This window comes from Sanguibacter biliveldensis (assembly GCF_033798665.1).
Taxonomy (GTDB): domain Bacteria; phylum Actinomycetota; class Actinomycetes; order Actinomycetales; family Cellulomonadaceae; genus Sanguibacter; species Sanguibacter inulinus.
The window spans coordinates 1,465,887-1,483,579 of the sequence record NZ_CP138359.1 but is presented as its reverse complement, the minus strand read 5'-3'; the positions used below and the strand labels follow the sequence as shown (position 1 = coordinate 1,483,579).

The window sequence follows — 17,693 nt, the reverse complement described above, 5'->3', positions numbered from 1 at the left end:
GCCTCGGACCCGCGTCCGGGGGGCCGGCTCCGTCCGCCCGGCAGCGCGTGGACGGTCCGGAGTCCTCCGCGGTCAGGAGTAGCGCAGGTGGTCCGCGATCGCCGGGGCCAGCGCGATGACGACCCACGCCGTGACGACCAGGTACAGCGCGACCAGCAGCACGAAGCGGTTGCGGACGATCACGCTGCGGATCTTCTCCGACGCCGGGACCATGCGCTCCTGGACCGAGTAGACGAGCGAGTACCAGAACAGCGGGATCACGGCGAACCACACGACCATGCAGTAGGGGCAGAGCTTGCCGAGCTCGGCGACCGACGTGTAGACGAGGAAGACCACGAGCCCGAGCGCCGCGACGGTCCCCCCGAGCAGCGAGCGCCAGTACCAGGCCGGCAGCCGCGCCCCGGCCAGCAGCACGACGCCCGAGGTCACGACGACGGGGAAGGCGGCGACGCCGATGAACGGGTTGGGGAAGCCGAGCAGGCTGCCCTGCCACGAGCCCATCGCTGCCGAGCAGTCGAGGAAGAGGTTGAAGCTGCAGCTCGCGACGTGGTCCGGGTCCTGGAGCTTGAGCACCTTCTCGATCGACAGCGCGAGCGACGCCGCGAAGCCGATCAGGCCGAAGACCAGCAGCACCCAGCCGTAGCGGCGGTCGCCGAGGGTCCGGCTCCGGGCCTGCGGGAGGGCCATCTCGGCGGCGAGGAGCTCGTCGTCGGTGAGGTCGGCGTCGGGGTCGACGACGTCGGCGTCCGCGCCGGCCGCGCGTCCCTCGGCGCCGGACCGTCCGGACGAGCCGGGAGCGGTGTGCTCGTTCCTGGTAGCCACACGGTCTCCTAGGTCAGCGGTCGGACGGGGCGGTTCACCGTAGCCAGCGACGCTGGGGGTTTCCTGAGACTGCCACGACAGGATCTGTCACGCACGGCGGCGCACCGCAGGTCGGCTGCGGCGCACCGCAGGTCGACGTCGGCGCGCCGCAGGAGCGCACGGATCAGTGTGCGAGGAGCTCGGCCGGGACCCGGGTGATCTTCTGGCGCCCGAAGAGCACGATGACCGCGAGCCCGACGATCGTCAGCGCGGCCCCTGCCCAGGCGAGCGAGAGATAGCCCCAGCCTGCCGCGATGACCAGCCCGCCGAGGAAGGCGCCGTTCGCGTTGGCGGCGTTGAGCGAGGAGTGGCACAGCGCCGCGCCGAGGGACGGGGCCGCCGGCGAGAGGTCCATGAGCCGGGCCTGGAGCGCGATCCCGAGGATCTGCGACGTCACCCCGATCGCGAAGAGCGCGACGACCGCAGGCACCGGCGAGGCGCCGACCAGACCGAAGGCCACGAGCGCGAGCGCCGTGCTCACGTACCCGAGGTAGACGGTCCGCATGACGTCCCGGTCGACCAGCCTGCCCCCGATGAGCACCCCGAGCGTCATGCCGATCCCGAAGAGCGCGAGGATGCCCGGGACTGCGCCGACCGACAGGCCGGTGACGTCGATGAGGGTCGGCTTGACGTAGGAGTAGACGGCGAACATGCCGCCGAAGCCGATCGCGCAGCCCGCGAAGGCCACCCACAGCGGTCCGTTGCGCAGCGCGCCGAGCTCGGTGCGGGGGGTCGCGCCGGCGGCGGCCGGGGTCCGCGGCAGCAGCGCGAGCAGCCCGACGACGGTCACCAGCCCGAGGCCTCCGATGATGACGAAGGCGACCCGCCATCCCAGGTGGTCCCCCACCCACGAGGACAGCGGCACCCCGACGATGTTCGCGACCGTCAGACCGGCCATCATCATCGCGACGGCGTGCCCGCGACGCGCGCGGCCCACGACGGCCGTGCCGACGATCGCGCCGGTCCCGAAGAACACGCCGTGCGGCAGCCCGGTGACAAATCGCCCGAGGAGCAGCAGCTCGAGGTTCGGGGCCGCAGCCGAGACGAGGTTGCCGATCGCGTAGGCGATCATCAGCCAGACGACGAGGGTCTTGCGCTCGACCTTGGCGGCCAGCACGGTGATGAGGGGCGCACCGAGGACGACACCGAGCGCGTAGGCCGTGATCGTGTGACCGGCGGCCGGGATGGACGCCTGGAGGTCGTCGGCGATGTTGGTCAGCAGCCCCATCGTCGCGAACTCGGTCGTGCCGATCGTGAAGCCACCGAGGGCGAGGGCGAGGAGCGCGAGGCCGGGGCGGCTGCCGCGAGCCGGAGCACCCGTCGTCTCCGGAGCCGCGGCCGTCGGAGCGTCCTTGGCCAGGGACACCGAGGGGTCGGGGGTCGTCACCGCGTCACGACCCACACGGCGTCAGCGGCACGCAGGCCGAGGTCGACCGTCGTCGTGCTCTCGGGAGCGTCGCTCGGGGCCCACTCGATGCAGAGCACACCTGCGAAGTCGCGACGTTCGACGACTGTGAGCTGCACGTCGAGACCGAAGCCGATCTCCGCGAAGTACCGCAGCACCTCGGCGTCCGCGTCGGAGATGCGGGCGACCACGGCCTGCGTGCCGGCCTGGAGGGCCGCGAGCGTGACGGCCGGGGGCGTCGGGACCGTGCCGTCGGGCGCCGGGATCGGGTCGCCGTGAGGGTCCCGGGTCGGGTGACCGAGACGCTGGTCGATCCTGTCGACCATGAGGTCGGAGACGGCGTGCTCGAGGACCTCGGCCTCGTCGTGCACCTCGTCCCAGGTGTAGTCGAGCTCGGACACGAGGAAGGTCTCGATGAGCCTGTGCCGGCGGACGATCTGCACGGCGTGCCTGCGGCCGAGCTCGGTCAGCTCGACCGAGCCGTAGCGCGGGTGCTCCAGCAGGCCCTGGGCCGTCAGGCGGCGCACGGTCTCCGAGACTGTCGACGCACCGACGCCGATCCGCTCGGCGAGGAGCTTGGTGGTGACGGGCTCGTCCGACCACTCCTGGGCTCCCCAGACCACCTTGAGATAGTCCTGGGCCACAGCGGTCAGCTCGAGTTCATCTGTCACCGGTCAAGCGTAGGGCACCCTGACCTGCCTCCAGCGTGATGTCCGGCACGGGTGCGCGGCTGGTTGCCGCGCTCAGGCGCGCACGCGACGGCTCCGCCAGGTCGCCGAGTAGGCCACCCCGAAGGCGAGGCCCTGCATGAGCACGATCATCCCGGCGCTCGACGCGTCGAGGCAGTAGCTCGCGTACATCCCGGCCACGGCGCAGAGCGCCGCCACGGCTGGGGCGATCACCAGCATGCGCGAGATGCGGTCGGTGAGGAGGAAGGCCGTCGCACCGGGGGTGATGACCATCGCGACCACGAGGATCACCCCGACGGCCTGGAGCGCGACGACGACGGTGATCGCCAGCGCCGCGAGCAGCAGAGCACGCAGCCTGCGCGGCGAGAGCCCGATAGCGTGCGCGTGGACGGGGTCGAAGGCGAGCAGCGTGAGGTCTCGGCGCTTGACGACGAGGACCGCCGTGGTGAGCGCACCGAGGACGACCACCTGCCAGATGTCCGCATCGGTGACACCGAGCAGGTTGCCGAAGAGGATGTGCGACAGGTCGATGTGGCTCGGGGTGACCGAGACCAGCACGAGCCCGATCGCGAAGAGGGTCGTGAAGACGACGCCGATCACGGCATCTTCTTTGAGCCGCGTCGTGTCGCGCACAGCGCCGATGAGCGCGACGGCACCGAAGCCGAAGACGAGCGCGCCCGCTGCGAAGGGGATGCCGACGATGTACGAGAGCACCACGCCCGGCAGGACGGCGTGCGAGACCGCGTCACCGAGCAGGGACCAGCCGATGAGGACGAGCCAGCAGCTGAGCAGCGCGCAGACGATGCTCGCGACGACGGTGACCAGCAGCGACCGCTGCATGAACTCGTAGGTGAAGGGGTCGGTCAACCAGGTGAGCGCTGTCATCGCAGGTCCTCTCCGCCGAAGGCGCGGGCCAGGTTCTCAGGGGTCAGCACGGCGTCCGGCGTGCCGGAGGCCAGGACCGAGTGGTGGACGAGGACGACGTGGTCGGCGAGGGACGGGAGCGCGACGAGGTCGTGGGTCGAGAGCAGCACGGCGCCGCCCCGGGCGACGAGGTCACGGAGCACCGCGACCACGAGGGCCTCGGAGCCTCGGTCGACCCCTGCGAAGGGCTCGTCGAGCAGCAGCACCTGGGCCTCCTGGCACAGGCTCCGGGCGACGAAGACCCGGCGCCGCTGCCCACCGGAGAGCCGTCCGATCTGGCGGTCGGCGAGGTCGGCGAGCCTGACCTGCTCGAGCGCCGCGTCGACGGCCAGCCTGTCGTCGCGCCCGAGACGACGGGTGGTGCCGAGCCGTCCGTAGCGTCCCGTCGAGACGACGTCGCGGACCGTCAGCGGGAAGGTGTCGTCGATGGCCTCGGCCTGCGGCACGTAGCCCACGAGACCGGCGCGCCGCGCGGCCTGGGGTGCCTGGCCGAGGATGCTCAGGTCCCCGGTGTCGGGCTCGATCATCCCCATGAGCGCCTTGAACAGCGTGGACTTGCCAGCCCCGTTGACGCCCACCAGCCCGGTGATCGACCCCGTGCGGACGGTCAGCGAGGCCTTGTCGAGGGCGGGTCGGGCAGCCCTGCCCCGGCCCGAGGACGAGGGATAGGTGTAGCTGAGGTCGTCGACAGTCACCGCGTCGACGGCGGTCGACCAGGTGACCGCCGCGCGGTCCGCACGGCTCATCGTCCGGCCCCGGCGGACGCGGGCTGCGCCGAGGGACGGCTCACGGAGTCGGTACCGGCCGCGCCGGTCAGCCCCGCGATGATGAGCTCGACGTCGTGGGTGAGCAGGTCCTTGTAGGTGGGGACGGGTCCGTCGGGCTCGGAGAGCGAGTCGACGTACAGCACCCCTGCGAAGGTCGAGCCGGACTCGCGGGCCACCTGCTCCTGGGAGTCCGAGGAGACCGTCGACTCGCAGAACACCGCCGGCACCTGACGGTCCCGGACCGTGGAGATCGCCGCCTCCATGCGGCGTGGGCTCGACTGTCCCTCGGAGTTCACGGGCCACAGGTACACCTCGTCGAGACCCGCGTCCCGGGCCAGGTACGAGAAGGCCCCCTCGCAGGTGACGAGCACCCGGGACTCGGCGGGGATCTCGGCGAGCGCCGCGGTGAGCGTCTCCCCCACTGCGAGCAGCTCGCCGGCGTAGCGCTCGGCGTTCACCCTGTAGGCCTCCGCGTGCTCGGGGTCCTGGGCAGCGAAGGCCTCGGCCGCGGCGTGCGCGTAGTGGGCGCCGACAGCCGGGGACATCCACGCGTGCGGGTTCGGGGCACCCAGGTCGTCGCCGGGCGGCGCCTCACCCTCGACACCGACGGACTCGACGACCGGGAGCGCCTCGATCCCGTCCGACAGCGTGACAGTCGGGACGTCGAGGCCGGCGACGAACCTGTCGAACCACGCCTCGAGGCCGAGGCCGTTCTCGAGGACGAGGTCCGCGTCCGAGGCCCTCCTCAGGTCCGAGGGGGTCGGTTCGTAGCCGTGGATCTCTGCCCCGACCGCGGTGACCGACTCGACGTGGACGTGGTCACCCCCGACCTCACGGGCGATGTCGGCGATCACCGTGAAGGTCGTCAGGACCAGCAGCCTGTCACCGGCCTCGTCCCGCACCGACGCGGTCGGGGCGCAGGCGGAGACGAGCAGGGCGAGCGTCGCGGCGGCTGCGACGAGCACGGGTCCGCGGCCTGGACGGCGCACCAGGACGCTCACGGGTCTCCGGATCAAGAAGTTCGGCATACCGAACTTTCTCATCCGTGCCCCCGGATGTCGAGTCGTCCCCCTGCGGACGAGGGGTTCAGCCCGTCGTCTCGACCTCCCCCGGGGTCTCCGCGCCAGGGTCGGCAGCCGGGGCAGTCGGCGTGTCGCCCGGAGCGAGCGTCGAGACGTCGGTCGGTGCGTCCGTGGGCGCGTCGGACGAGCCGTCGACCGCGGTGCCACCCGACCCGCTCGAGGCGCCGCCGGGGATCGGCGGGAAGGTCATGCGCTCCCCGACCTGGACCGAGCGGTCGGGCTGGACGGCGATCACCTGGTAGTCGAGCATGACGCGACGCTCGCGGTCGAAGCGGAAGACCGTCATCTCCGCGGTGCCGTTGAGCGGGCCGATGGTCGGCTGGCCGGAGGCCGCGCCGGCCGTCGTCGAGCTGACGTACCGCACGCCCTTGCCGAACTGGAGCGGACCAGACCTGTGGTGGATGTGCCCCGACAGCTGGATCGGGACGCATCCCGAGGCCATGACAGGTTCGCCCACGCCCGGGGTGTGGATGAGCAAGATGTCGGCCGGGTCGTCCTCGGAGCAGGCGACGTCGCGCAGACGGTTCCCGGCCTCCTCGTAGCTCTCGCCAGCGACCGACGTCGACCCCTGCCCGATGCGGGTCTCCTTGGGGTCGGAGTCCCCGAGGAACCTCACGCCGTCGATGTCGACGACGGAGCCGTCGAGCACGGTCGCCCCGGCCGAGCGCGCCTGGTCGGAGGTGATCGAGCTGTCGTGGTTGCCGTCGGCCTGGACCCAGTCGACACCGTCGGGCGCAGCCCCGACGAAGGAGTCGACGCAGAACCTCTCGACCGCCGTGCCGTTGATGGTCGAGTCACCGCCGTTGATGATGACCGACGCCTCGGACAGGGTCGCAGCCGTGGTGATGAGCGGGCTCATGCCGGTGTTGCAGTGCAGGTCGGAGACCATGAGCATCGTGACGACGTCATCGGGGTCGCTCGTCGACGGGGTCTGCGTGGGCTCGTCGCCGGGTTCCTCGGTCGCGTCGCCCTCGGCAGGGCTCGAGGCATCTGCCGACGCGGCGTCCGTCGCGTCGTCCGAGGACGCGCCGTCGGAGGGCGTTGCCGAGGCGTCGGCCTCTCCCGCGTCGTCACCCGCGGCGCCGGCGAGTGTCTCGGCGCGCCCCGAGACGCCGTTGTCCCAGAGCAGGGACGTGCGCTGCTCGTCGAAGGCCTGGCGGTCCGCCCACGCGGTCTCGAGGTTGCGGTCGGCCGTCTCGTAGAAGGACTCGTTCGACCTGTACACGTTGACCAGCTGGCCGCCGTAGGTGTCGATGACCCCGGAGAGCCGCCCGGTGATGCGCGCCCCCTCGAGAGCCGTCCCGTCGAAGACCGGGGACGCCTGGGCGTCGACCCTGTCGAGCGCTGTGCTCGCACGGTCGGTGACCACGAGCGTCGTCGCGACGAGGGCGACAGCCACCCCTCCGGCGACGACCACCGATGCGCGGGCGAGGGGCTCGCCGAGCTCGCGCCGCCGGGTCGCACCGAGCGCGAGATACCCCGCACAGCCCACCACCAGGATCGCCGCGAGCGCTCCGGCGGCCCGCCAGGCGGCGTCGGTGAGCAGCGTGCGGGTGACGTAGGAGATGGTCGCGTCAGGGCCTGAGAAGAACTGGAGATAGCCGTCGACGTCACCCGCGAGCGCGTTCAGCGTGGTCGCAGAGTCGACGGCCGTGAGGTCGGCGGGGATCTCCTCGATCGTGACGCGCACGCCGAGCATGAGGGGCAGGGGCGACTCGAGCTGGACCGTGCCGAGAGGACCGAGGTCGACGGTCACGAGGGAGGAGGTGGTGACCTCGTAACGGGCGTTGTGGGGTCCGAGGCTCGCCTCGGTCGACGCCGTGGTGATCCCGAACCAGAGGCAGGAGAGCACGGCGAGCAGGCCCACGAGGGTGTACCGGACCCAGCGCGGCAGCACAGGGAGCCTGTCGGAGAAGCTGGAGACCTTGCGTCGGACGGCGTCGCGCGGAGCTGTCATCAGTTCCCCGCAGCGCGGTACTGCGCGACGACGTCGTCGGGGATCTTCTTGCCCCGGGCGGGCAGCGCGATGCCGCGGGCGTCGGCCCAGGCGCGCAGCGCGGCCGGGTCGTGGCCGGTGACGACTCGCGTGAAGCCGCGGGTCGACCCGAGCGACGAGGACTTGCGTCCGTGGCCGACGTGCTGCGCCAGGGCGTCACGCAGGGCGTGCGCGTTCTGGGCGGAGAGGTCGATCTCGTACTCGCTGCCGTCGAGGCCGAAGCGGACGGTCTCGGTCGCCGGACCGCCGTCGAGGTCGTCGGTCAGGACGACCTTGGTGTGCTGTGCCACGAGCGTTCTCCCGACGTGTCTGTGCTGCTCCCCGGTCTGGTGAACGCGTCGATCTTAACGTGGCGGCCTGGGGCCCGCGCGGTGCTGGAGGTTGTCCACAAGCAGCGGTAACGGGTTGCCGCAGCCCAGCGCACCGGGCAGGCTCGTGGGCATGGCCAGAACTGTCGCACGCGCCGAGCGTGCCACCCGCGAGCAGCTGCTCGACTTCGTCCGTCCGCGCCACCGCGCGGTCCTCACGACCTACAAGCGTGACGGGTCTCTGCAGACCTCCCCCGTCGCCTGCGGCCTCGACGCCGAGGGCCGGGTCGTCGTGTCGACGTACCCCGAGCGCGCGAAGGCGGCCAACGCCCGTCGCGACCCGCGCGTCATGCTCTGCATCCTGTCCGACGACTGGGACGGTCCCTACGTCCAGGTCGACGGGACGGCCGAGGTGCTCGACATGCCGGAGGCGCTCGAGCCTCTGGTCGAGTACTTCCGGGTGATCGCCGGGGAGCACCCGGACTGGGACGAGTACCGCGAGGCGATGCGCGCGCAGGACAAGTCGCTGATCCGCGTGACCATCACGTCGTGGGGCCCGCTCGCCTCGGGCGGTTTCCCGGCGCGGCTCGCATGAGCGGCGCGAGCACGCAGGCGCCACAGGTGCCGGTCAGCAGGATGGTGATCGGCGAGACCGACTTCCTGCTCGACGGGGAGCCTGTGCGGATCCTCTCCGGGGCGCTCCACTACTTCCGGGTGCACCCTGACCTCTGGGCCGACCGCATCCACAAGGCCCGGCTCATGGGGCTCAACACGATCGAGACCTACGTGCCCTGGAACGCGCACGCACCCCGCCGCGGCGAGTTCCGGACCGACGGCGGTCTGGACCTCGAGAGGTTCTTGCGGCTGGTCGAGGCCGAGGGCATGCACGCGATCGTGCGCCCCGGGCCCTACATCTGCGCGGAGTGGGACAACGGCGGTCTGCCGGGCTGGCTGTTCCGTGACCCTGCCGTGGGTGTGCGCCGCGACGAGCCGCTGTACATGGAGGCCGTCTCGGAGTACCTCGGCACCGTCCTCGACCTCGTCGCACCCTTCCAGGTGGACCGGGGCGGGCCGGTGGTCCTCGTGCAGGTCGAGAACGAGTACGGCGCCTACGGCTCCGACCACGTGTACCTCGACAAGCTGGTCGCGCTGACCCGGTCGCACGGCATCACCGTGCCGCTGACGAGCATCGACCAGCCGAGCGGGACGATGCTCGCCGACGGGTCGGTCGACGCGCTGCACAGCACGGGCTCCTTCGGCTCGCGCAGCGCCGAGCGCCTCGCCACCCTGCGCGAGCACCAGCCGACGGGTCCGCTCATGTGCGCAGAGTTCTGGGACGGCTGGTTCGACCACTGGGGCGCGCACCACCACACGACCTCGGCCGAGGACGCCGCGCGCGAGCTCGACGAGCTGCTCGCCGCGGGTGCGTCGGTCAACATCTACATGTTCCACGGCGGGACGAACTTCGGCTTCACGAGCGGCGCCAACGACAAGGGCGTCTACCAGCCGACCACGACGTCCTACGACTACGACGCCCCGCTCGCCGAGGACGGCACCCCGACGGCGAAGTTCTTCGCCTTCCGCGACGTCATCGCCCGCTACGCGCCGGTCCCCGACGAGGCTCTGCCCGAGCGGGTCCCTGCGCCGACACCCGCGGTCGACCTGGAGTTCTCGCTCTCGGTCCTCGACGCCGCCGAGGGTCTCGGGTCGTGGACAGCGTCGGAGCACGTGCCGACCACCGACGAGGTCGACAGCTACACAGGCTTCGCCCTCTACCGCACGACGCTCGCCGCCGCGCAGCAGCGCGTGCTGTCTGTCGGCGAGGTGCGCGACAGGGCCCAGGCCATGCTCGACGGGTCGGCCGTCGGCACCCTCGACAGGTCCCGCCACGAGCGGACGCTCTCGCTCCCCGGCGGCCCGGAGGGTGTGCTGACCTTCCTCGTCGAAGACCAGGGCCGGGTCAACTACGGACCGCGCCTCGGCGAGCACAAGGGGATCATCGGGCCGGTGACTGTCGGCGGCACCGAGGTGACGGGGTGGGAGGTCCTCCCCCTCGGCCTCGACGACGTCGGGCCGCTCACCGAGGACGTGCGTGCCCACGGCGGACCCGTGGTCAAGGGCGGCGCCGTGCTCGGACCGTCCTTCGTCGCGGGGAGCTTCGAGGTCGACGAGCCCGCCGACCTCTTCCTCGACGCCGCGCGGCTCGGCAAGGGTGTCGTCTGGGTCAACGGCTTCAACCTCGGGCGGTACTGGAGCGCCGGACCCCAGCAGACGCTCTACGTCCCGGCACCTGTCGTGGTGGCCGGGCGCAACACCGTGCTGGTGCTGACCCTCGACGGTCTCGACGAGGCACCCGTCTTCGTCCCGGGTCTCGACCTCGGGCACGAGGAGCAGTAGCCCGCCACGGGCCTGCGATGCCTCCGGGCCGCGACCACGCGCTGCCGTCGGCCGTGGGTGGCCACGGCACACGGGACGTCGCGTCGGACCCCGAGCCTGCGAGCACAGGGCGGCACTGCTGCCGCCCTGTGCTCGCAGGTGGGTATCGTTCTCCCATGGACACCGGCACCGACGTCGCCTCTCGCTCGTGACGGCCCTCCCCCCGCGCCAGTCGCTGCTGACCCCTGACACCCCTGTCGACCTCGACAACTGCGCGCGCGAGCCGATCCACATCCCGGGCCGTGTGCAGCCCCGCGGGTGCCTGCTGGTGGTTCGATCGAGCGACCTCACCGTCGTCCAGTGCTCCGTCAACGTCGCCGAGCTGCTCGGCCGCCCGAGCCAGACCCTGCTCGGCTCGACGCTGCGCGAGGGGCTCGGCACGTACTTCGAGGGCGTGGTGCGCCGTCACCTGGCTGCAGGTCCTCGCCTGCACGACCGCAACCCGCTGCTCGTGGCCGTCGAGGTCGACGGCCAGCTCCGCGAGATGGACGCGATCCTGCACAGGATCCCGCTGCCCGACGACCTCGACGATTCGCTCCTCGTCATCGAGCTCGAGCCTGCCGAGGGCCCGCGCCCCTTCACCTTCGCCAACACCTACCAGGCCGTCCGCGACGCCGTGAACGACCTCAACCGCGTCTCGAGCCTCGCGGAGGTCTTCGACATCGCGGCCCGTCACGTCCGGGATCTCACGGGCTTCGACCGCGTGATGATCTACGCCTTCGACGAGGACTACAACGGCGAGGTCGTCGCGGAGGTGCACAGGGAAGGTCTCAACTCCTTCCTCGGTCTGCACTACCCGGCGACAGACATCCCCGCCCAGGCCCGCGCGCTCTACGAGAAGAACTGGATCCGGCTCATCTCGGACGTCGACTACGTCCCGTCCGAGATCGTCCCCACGGCCAACCCGATCACCGGCGCTCCCCTCGACCTCACCCACGCGACCCTGCGCAGCGTCTCGCCGATCCACCTCGAGTACCTGGGCAACATGGGCGTGCGCGCCTCGATGTCGATCTCGCTGCTGCGCGACGGCAAGCTCTGGGGGCTCATCGCCTGCCATCACTACTCCGGCCCGCACGAGCCGCCCTTCGGCGTCCGCGCCGCCGCAGAGTTCCTCGGGTCCACGCTCTCCCTACGGCTCGTCGCGCAGGTAGAAGAAGACCGCCTCGCCGCCTCGCAGCGTGCCGCAGGGATGCTGGCCGACCTCGTCGCCCGCAGCCGCGACGAAGAGCTCCCGCTCGGGCAGGCCCTCACGAGCTCCGACCTGCTGCTCGACCTCGTGCAGGCCGACGGCGTGGTCGTCTTCGCCGACGACGAGGTCTCGACCCGGGGCGAGACCCCCGACGCGCAGAAGAGCCGTGAGCTCGCCGAGTGGGTGCTGGAGCAGGACGACGACCTGGTCCGGACCGACAGCATCGTCGCCTCGGTGCCCGAGCTCGCGGGGGCCGACGACGCTGCTGGTCTCCTCGGGATCACGCTCCCCGACGGTCAGGCCGTCGTGTGGCTGCGGCACGAGGCCACCCGCGACGTCGACTGGGGCGGCGACCCGCACAACAAGACCATCGAGCGCCTCGAGGACGACTCCGTCCGCCTGAGCCCGCGCAAGTCCTTCGAACGGTGGCGAGAGGTCGTCCGCGACCACAGCATCCCGTGGCAGGACGACGTCGTCGCGTCTGCCACCTCGTTGCGCGCCCACCTCGTGGAGGCGCTGTACCTGCGCGGGCAGCGCGACCTGCGCTCGGCCCAGGCCATGCAGCGGTCCATGCTGCCGTCCTCCCTCCCCCAGCCGACAGGGTGGCAGGTGACCGCGCGGTACGAGCCCGCCGACGGTGGACGGGTCGGCGGCGACTGGTACGACGCACTCGTCCTCCCGAGCGGGCGGCTCGCTGCGGTCGTCGGCGACGTCGCCGGCCACGGGCTGCCTGCCGCAGCCTCGATGGGTCAGCTGCGCAACGCGCTCCGCGCGATCCTCGTCGGCTCCGAGTCGCCTGCACGGTCGATCGCCGAGCTCGACCGCGTCGCGCGCTGGACCCTCCCGGACCAGTACGCCACCGTGCTGGTCGCTGTGCTCGACCTCGCGACGGGCGAGGTCGAGTACTCCTGCGCGGGTCACCTGCCGCCGCTCCTGCTCGCCCCGGACAGCTCGTCGACGTGGGACCGCCCGCTCGGCACCCCGCCGCTCGGGGTCATCGACAGCGAGCCCGCCACGCGACGCGTCACGGTCCCCAAGGGCGGCGGGATCGCGCTGTTCAGCGACGGTCTGGTCGAGCGACGCACGGAGTCGATCGTGGTCGGTGTCGACAGGCTCCAGTCCGCGCTGGCCGGCGGCGCGGGGGTCGACGGGGCGATGGAGCTGTCCCATGCGGCCGACTCCAACGACGATGCGACCCTGCTGCTGCTCTGCCGCGACGACGACTGCGCCTGACGGCAGGAGACGTCGGTCCGCCGTCGCGCAGCGTGGCAAGGACCGGGAGCGGCGCACGTCCGTGCGGGTCGTCCGGCCCCGGCCCGGACACGGGCGAGGCGACGTCGGGCCGCGTAGGAGGTCGCGGCTGCTCGCGGAGCGCTACCCCAGGTCCGCGAGGGGCAGGTCGTCGTCCGACGTCGACGACGTCGTCCGGAAGTCGAAGCGCGAGGTGAGCCCTGTCACGTCGATGATCCACTGGGCGCGCTCAGGCACGTCCACCAAGACCGGGCGCTGCCCCTCCGGGGTCACCTTGAGCGCCTCGTAGAGGATCCGCAGACCGCTCGAGTCGATGAAGGTGACGTCCCCCATGTGGACCTCGACAGGCTCGAGGGAGCGACGGTCCGCGGGCCACACCTCACGGAACCGCGTGTTGACCACGACGTCGACCTCGCCGCTGAGCACCCACAGGTGCGGTGACGCGTCGTCGAGCGAGAAGCGCCCGCTCGTGGTCTTGCGGTTGTCCATGAACTCTCCCCAGGTACGACTGCGAGCACGTCGGTGCTCGGCACACAACTATCTCAGACCCTCGCCACCTCGACCACAGGAGACTGTGGACGTCAGCACTGTCCAGGGAGCTACCCAGAGAGTCTCTCCCCGTAAGCGTCCGCAGGCCGGGTGAACCGTGACCAGGACGGTCGAGCCACGTCCCGCGTTGAGCGCGCACTCGGCGCGGACCGGTGGCAAGATGGCCGTTCACCGCAGACACCAGCGCGGCGACGGCGTCCCCGAGCGTCGACCGCCCGAGACCACGAAGGGCCTTCCTTGTGAGCGAGATCAGGTCAGCACGGCCCCCAGCCGACTTCACCGAGGTGCGCCACTGGATCCTCGACTCTGTCGACGGGCTCGCGAAGCTGCGCGGCTCGCTGTTCCGCGAGCTCACGGGCACCCCGTACCTCGGCAGCTCGTCGCTCGACGAGATCCCCGAGAAGATGGTCCTGGTGACGAGCGAGCTCGCGACGAACGCGCTGCGCCACGGGAAGCCGCCGACGATCGTCACCCTCATGGTCAACGGAGACGAGCACCTCCTCGACGTCGCCGACCACGACACGTCGAGCGTCCCTGCGCTCGCCGAGGAGCGGGAGCCCGGCGAGGGTGGCTTCGGCCTCATGCTGGCCCAGCAGCTCGCGCTCGACGTCGGCTGGTACGTCTCGGAGACCACCAAGCACATCTGGGCGCGATTCTCCCCGGCCCACGCCACGCCCGAGGGTCGGCCCGGCGCCTCGGCCGAGATCCCTCAGACCTGAGGACGGTCCGGCCCTGCCGGGGCTCAGGCCTCTCGGTCGCGCCCCGCTCTGCCCACCTCGGCCACCTGGTCCGACCCGCCCCTCAGGTGTCGTCAGACCTGAAGCCGTTGACCTTGTGCGTGCCGTCGCACAAGGGCTTGATGGCTGAACCACCGCACCTGCACAGCGCGACGACGTTGCGCGACCGCGGCAAGGGCTGACCGTCGGGCCCCAGGAGCGTGGCCGGTCCACGCAAGAGCAGCGGTCCGTCCGGGCACAAGGTCACGGTGACGTCACTCTCCAGGGGCGCGACGGCGGCCAGCGGCGCGCTCGTCTGGCCCACGGGGAGATCCCGTGCCGCACCCGACCCCGCGGTCCAGGTCATGCGACAGACCGCAGCGCGAGGGAACCGCGCTCCCACGAGGCGAGCAGCGCCGCAGCAGCCCACCCGTCGACCGCGAGGCAGGCCGCGGCCCCGAAGACGATGTCGGACAGGAGTGCCGGGTCGTCCTCGGCGAGACGCCCGGCCAGGTCGCGCCCGGCGATCTGCTCGTGGACTGCGTCAGCCTCGACGTGCTCGTCGAAGTACCGCGTCGTCGCGGCGTCGTGCCCGGTGCGCCTGAAGCCGTTGCCGTAGAGACGGTTCGGGATAGACGAGGTCATCTCGAAGGCCGCGAGGTGTCCCACGATGGCCCCGCGCAGCCGGCGGTGCAGCCCGAAGAAGGACATGAGGTTGACCGAGGCGAGGGTCGCGGCGTCGACGTGGTCGACGTAGGCCCCGTAGGAGTCGTCCAGGCCCATGCCGCGCATGGTCTGGGCGAAGAGCGCTGCGTGCATGAGCGCGGGGTCGCCGCCGCCGTACTCGTCGGTCTGGATCTCGACGAGCGCACCCTTCGGCGCTCCCCCGAGACGCGGGATGGCCCAGGTGTGGGGGTCGGCCTCCTTGAGCTGGTAGACGGACCTGTGCACGAGGAGGTCGCGGAGCTGCTCCTCGGTCGCCTTCTTGGCGACGAAGTGTGACAGCCCTGGGCCGGAGTCCCGCGAGGTGAGGTCGAAGAGGGCCTCCGCGACCGAGGCGCGGTCCGGCGCGGGCAGCTCAGGCATCTCGACACGGCTGCGGAGCTCTGCCTCGAAGGCATGCTCGATCACAGCACGGGCTGCAAGGAGCGACGGGTCCCACTCCCAGTCGTCGCTGACGCCCTCGATGCCGCGGTAGTGGAGCTCGTAGAGGCAGAACAGCGCGAGCTGGACGTCGTGGTCCTGCGTCAGGAGGACGTCCTGGTCGGCCACGGCCGGGACGGACCGGACGGCCTCGTCGAAGGTGTCGCGGGCGGACTGCGGGGCGTCGACAGGGTCGAGGACGAGCAGCGCGAGCAGCGCCTCGCTCACCGGCCCTTGAGGGGTCGGCAGCGGGAGGGTGCGCGCGCCGTCGCGGGCAGACGTGGACACAGAGGGCTCCCGTACGTCGGAGGACATGGAGAAAGGACAGTCGACCTGACCGTAGGTGCGGTCTCCCGCTCTCGCGACCCGGCGCCTGTGGACAACTCCGGGTGCCCACGACCCGGTACCGGGACGACGCCGCAGGTCACGGCTGGGTATCGGCCAGGTGGTCGCTGGTGTCAGGCGGCTCCACTACTGTGTCGACGTGGATTCACTGTGGTTCGCCGAGGCGACGAAGAACAGCGTGATGGGCATGGCGGCCAAAGAGCTCGCCTGGGACCAGACGCCGCTGGGTCGTCCCTCGACCTGGCACCCCGCCCTGCGGCAGGCCGTGCAGCTGTGCTTCTCGACGACCTTCCCGGTGATGATCGCCTGGGGCCCCGAGTACACGATGATCTACAACGACGGCTACCGGGACATGCTCGGGACCGACAAGCGCCTCAACGCGATGGGTCGTCCGTCCAAAGAGGTCTGGGCGGAGATCTGGGACTACGTCGGCGGTCTGTTCGCCGAGGTCGAGCAGACCGGGCGCTCCGTGGGCGAGGTCGACCAGTTGCTGCTCATGAACAGGTCGGGCTTCGACGAGGAGACCCACTTCACGTTCTCCTACAGCCCGATCACCGACGAGACCGGGGCGGTCCTCGGGATCCTCAACATCACCTCCGAGACCACGGCCTCGGTCGTCGACCGCCGCCGCCTCAAGACCATCGACCAGCTGCACGCCACCATGACCGAGCACCGCAGCAGCCTCACCGCGCTGTCGGCCGCGGTGCTCGACGTCCTCCGTGACAGCGACGACATCGCCCGTGCTGAGCTGCACCTCACCGAGGGCGGCGACCTGGTGCTCGCCGGGGCGACAGACCTCGTGCACAGCGAGCTGGTCGACGCAGAGGTGGTCCGCAGGGCGTGGACGACCCGGCTGCCCGTCTCGCTGAGCCCGACGCTCGTCGCCCCGCTCTCGCGCGCCGACGAGCAGGCCGCGCACGGCGTCCTCGTCCTCAAGGGGAGCGTGCGCAGGCCTTACGACGCCGCCCAGCGTGCCTTCCTCATGCTCGTCGCGTCTACGGTGAGCGCCGCTCTCGGCGCGGCGACCGACCTGCGCCGAGAGATCGACCTGCTCAACGCCTACGCCGAGCTCGCCGCGCGCGAGGCGGAGCGCACCCGCGAGTCCTCTGTCGCGCTCCAGCACTCGTTGCTCACCTCTCCCCCGGAGCCTGACCACCTGCACATCGTGGTCCGCTACCACCCGGCCTCCGACGACCTCGAGATCGGCGGCGACTGGTACGACTCCTTCCTCACCGACGACGGCTCGACGGTCCTCGTGATCGGCGACGTCACCGGGCACGACCACCACGCGGCGGCCGCGATGGGGCAGATCCGCGGCATCATCCGCTCGATCGCCTACGACCGCGGCGAGGTGCCCTCGCAGGTGCTCATGCGATCCGACAACGCGATCCACGGGCTCAACCTCGGTCAGACCGCGACAGCGAGCGCGATCGTCGCGCGGATCGAGCAGGACCGGGCCGACCTGCGGTCGCGGGTCCGCACCATCCGCTGGTCGAACGCCGGCCACCCGCCGCCCGTGATCCTGCGCGCCGACGGGTCGGTCGAGGTGCTGCGGCGTCAGAACGACCTGATCCTCGGGATCATCCCGGACCACCAGCGTCACGACTTCACGATCGCTCTCGCTGACAACGACACGTTGATCTTCTACACGGACGGGCTGATCGAGCGCCGCAACCGGACGATGACAGCGAGCGTCGAGGCGCTGGTCCGCACGCTCGAGAACCGTCAGGACGACGACCTCGACGAGCTGTGCGACCACGTGCTCACGACGCTGGTGCCAGGTCGCGCGGACGACGACATCGCGATCGTCGCCGTGCGGGCCTACCCGCAGGACGAGCCGCGGCCGCCCGAGGCCGGCCCGAACGAGAACCTCCCGCCCGAGCTCGACGACGGGGACGTCGGCACCACGTCGGTCTGAGCGAGGCGCTCCTGGGTGGCTGGCCCTGCCCTGGGTAGGGGTCCTGCCGTGGACGTGGATGCGCCTCCCCGTCGCGGTTCTCCCTGCGGACCTACCCCGGGCAGACCGCCGACG

At 71.3% G+C, this 17,693-nt stretch carries 16 protein-coding genes; 5 read left to right on the top strand and 11 right to left on the bottom strand.

The window, feature by feature from the left end:
- Positions 1 to 72 precede the first annotated feature (72 nt).
- The 8 genes from SANBI_RS06450 to SANBI_RS06415 all read right to left on the bottom strand — a co-directional run bounded on the left by SANBI_RS06450 (position 73) and on the right by SANBI_RS06415 (position 8,014).
- Positions 73 to 822: a vitamin K epoxide reductase family protein gene (locus SANBI_RS06450; RefSeq protein WP_056131553.1), complete on the bottom strand. Its 750-nt coding sequence runs from the start codon at positions 820 to 822 to the stop codon at positions 73 to 75.
- A 163-nt stretch (positions 823 to 985) separates the two neighbouring features.
- On the bottom strand, positions 986 to 2,221 hold the full coding sequence (locus SANBI_RS06445) for an MFS transporter (RefSeq protein WP_408669755.1): 1,236 nt from the start codon (positions 2,219 to 2,221) through the stop codon (positions 986 to 988).
- Positions 2,222 to 2,244: 23 nt separating this feature from the next.
- On the bottom strand, positions 2,245 to 2,937 hold the full coding sequence (locus tag SANBI_RS06440; protein WP_319160068.1) for a metal-dependent transcriptional regulator: 693 nt from the start codon (positions 2,935 to 2,937) through the stop codon (positions 2,245 to 2,247).
- Between the two features lie 72 nt (positions 2,938 to 3,009).
- Positions 3,010 to 3,840, bottom strand: a complete 831-nt coding sequence (locus SANBI_RS06435) for a metal ABC transporter permease (RefSeq protein ID WP_319160066.1) — start codon at positions 3,838 to 3,840, stop codon at positions 3,010 to 3,012.
- Positions 3,837 to 4,625 (bottom strand): metal ABC transporter ATP-binding protein, encoded by a 789-nt coding sequence (locus SANBI_RS06430; protein ID WP_319160064.1) that lies wholly within the window; start codon positions 4,623 to 4,625, stop codon positions 3,837 to 3,839. The genes SANBI_RS06435 and SANBI_RS06430 overlap by 4 nt, the downstream gene beginning before the upstream one ends.
- The gene (locus SANBI_RS06425) at positions 4,622 to 5,674 is read right to left on the bottom strand and encodes a metal ABC transporter solute-binding protein, Zn/Mn family (protein ID WP_319160062.1); all 1,053 of its coding nucleotides are present in this window, start codon (positions 5,672 to 5,674) and stop codon (positions 4,622 to 4,624) included. The genes SANBI_RS06430 and SANBI_RS06425 overlap by 4 nt, the downstream gene beginning before the upstream one ends.
- A 58-nt stretch (positions 5,675 to 5,732) precedes the next feature.
- On the bottom strand, positions 5,733 to 7,685 hold the full coding sequence (locus SANBI_RS06420; protein WP_319160060.1) for a metallophosphoesterase family protein: 1,953 nt from the start codon (positions 7,683 to 7,685) through the stop codon (positions 5,733 to 5,735).
- Positions 7,685 to 8,014 (bottom strand): histone-like nucleoid-structuring protein Lsr2, encoded by a 330-nt coding sequence (locus SANBI_RS06415; protein WP_319160058.1) that lies wholly within the window; start codon positions 8,012 to 8,014, stop codon positions 7,685 to 7,687. The genes SANBI_RS06420 and SANBI_RS06415 overlap by 1 nt, the downstream gene beginning before the upstream one ends.
- 151 nt (positions 8,015 to 8,165) lie before the next feature.
- Here SANBI_RS06415 and SANBI_RS06410 point away from each other — a divergent pair, with 151 nt between their 5' ends.
- The 3 genes from SANBI_RS06410 to SANBI_RS06400 all read left to right on the top strand — a co-directional run bounded on the left by SANBI_RS06410 (position 8,166) and on the right by SANBI_RS06400 (position 12,890).
- A complete protein-coding gene (locus SANBI_RS06410; RefSeq protein WP_056131531.1) occupies positions 8,166 to 8,627 on the top strand; it encodes a PPOX class F420-dependent oxidoreductase in 462 nt (153 codons plus the stop codon).
- Between the two features lie 41 nt (positions 8,628 to 8,668).
- Positions 8,669 to 10,429 (top strand): glycoside hydrolase family 35 protein, encoded by a 1,761-nt coding sequence (locus SANBI_RS06405; protein WP_319161204.1) that lies wholly within the window; start codon positions 8,669 to 8,671, stop codon positions 10,427 to 10,429.
- 187 nt (positions 10,430 to 10,616) lie between these two features.
- Positions 10,617 to 12,890 carry a SpoIIE family protein phosphatase gene (locus tag SANBI_RS06400; protein WP_319160055.1) on the top strand — a complete coding sequence of 758 codons (2,274 nt, stop codon included), beginning with the start codon at positions 10,617 to 10,619 and terminating at the stop codon, positions 12,888 to 12,890.
- A gap of 141 nt (positions 12,891 to 13,031) precedes the next feature.
- Here SANBI_RS06400 and SANBI_RS06395 read toward each other — a convergent pair whose 3' ends face one another.
- Positions 13,032 to 13,397, bottom strand: coding sequence for an STAS domain-containing protein (locus SANBI_RS06395; RefSeq protein ID WP_319160053.1), 366 nt, complete (start codon positions 13,395 to 13,397; stop codon positions 13,032 to 13,034).
- 299 nt (positions 13,398 to 13,696) lie between these two features.
- On the opposite strand from SANBI_RS06395, the gene SANBI_RS06390 reads away from it, so the two are divergent.
- Entirely contained in the window at positions 13,697 to 14,176 is a 480-nt protein-coding gene (locus SANBI_RS06390; RefSeq protein ID WP_319160051.1) for an ATP-binding protein, read from the top strand.
- A gap of 82 nt (positions 14,177 to 14,258) precedes the next feature.
- On the opposite strand, the gene SANBI_RS06385 is transcribed toward SANBI_RS06390, so the two are convergent.
- On the bottom strand, positions 14,259 to 14,540 hold the full coding sequence (locus tag SANBI_RS06385) for a CDGSH iron-sulfur domain-containing protein (RefSeq protein WP_319160049.1): 282 nt from the start codon (positions 14,538 to 14,540) through the stop codon (positions 14,259 to 14,261).
- Complete coding sequence (locus tag SANBI_RS06380; protein WP_319160047.1) at positions 14,537 to 15,604, bottom strand: iron-containing redox enzyme family protein; 1,068 nt, start codon at positions 15,602 to 15,604, stop codon at positions 14,537 to 14,539. Before SANBI_RS06380 ends, SANBI_RS06385 begins: the two co-directional genes overlap by 4 nt.
- A gap of 196 nt (positions 15,605 to 15,800) precedes the next feature.
- Between SANBI_RS06380 and SANBI_RS06375 the strand changes: the two genes are divergently transcribed.
- Positions 15,801 to 17,579 carry a PP2C family protein-serine/threonine phosphatase gene (locus SANBI_RS06375; RefSeq protein ID WP_319160046.1) on the top strand — a complete coding sequence of 593 codons (1,779 nt, stop codon included), beginning with the start codon at positions 15,801 to 15,803 and terminating at the stop codon, positions 17,577 to 17,579.
- Positions 17,580 to 17,693 lie beyond the last annotated feature (114 nt).

Coding starts and splice junctions, on each gene's coding strand:
- SANBI_RS06385 (WP_319160049.1), bottom strand. CDS start 14,540: ATGACCTGGACCGCGGGGTCGGGTGCGGCACGGGATCTCCCCGTGGGC.
- SANBI_RS06420 (WP_319160060.1), bottom strand. CDS start 7,685: ATGACAGCTCCGCGCGACGCCGTCCGACGCAAGGTCTCCAGCTTCTCC.
- SANBI_RS06410 (WP_056131531.1), top strand. CDS start 8,166: ATGGCCAGAACTGTCGCACGCGCCGAGCGTGCCACCCGCGAGCAGCTG.
- SANBI_RS06430 (WP_319160064.1), bottom strand. CDS start 4,625: ATGAGCCGTGCGGACCGCGCGGCGGTCACCTGGTCGACCGCCGTCGAC.
- SANBI_RS06395 (WP_319160053.1), bottom strand. CDS start 13,397: ATGGACAACCGCAAGACCACGAGCGGGCGCTTCTCGCTCGACGACGCG.
- SANBI_RS06435 (WP_319160066.1), bottom strand. CDS start 3,840: ATGACAGCGCTCACCTGGTTGACCGACCCCTTCACCTACGAGTTCATG.
- SANBI_RS06425 (WP_319160062.1), bottom strand. CDS start 5,674: ATGCCGAACTTCTTGATCCGGAGACCCGTGAGCGTCCTGGTGCGCCGT.
- SANBI_RS06405 (WP_319161204.1), top strand. CDS start 8,669: ATGGTGATCGGCGAGACCGACTTCCTGCTCGACGGGGAGCCTGTGCGG.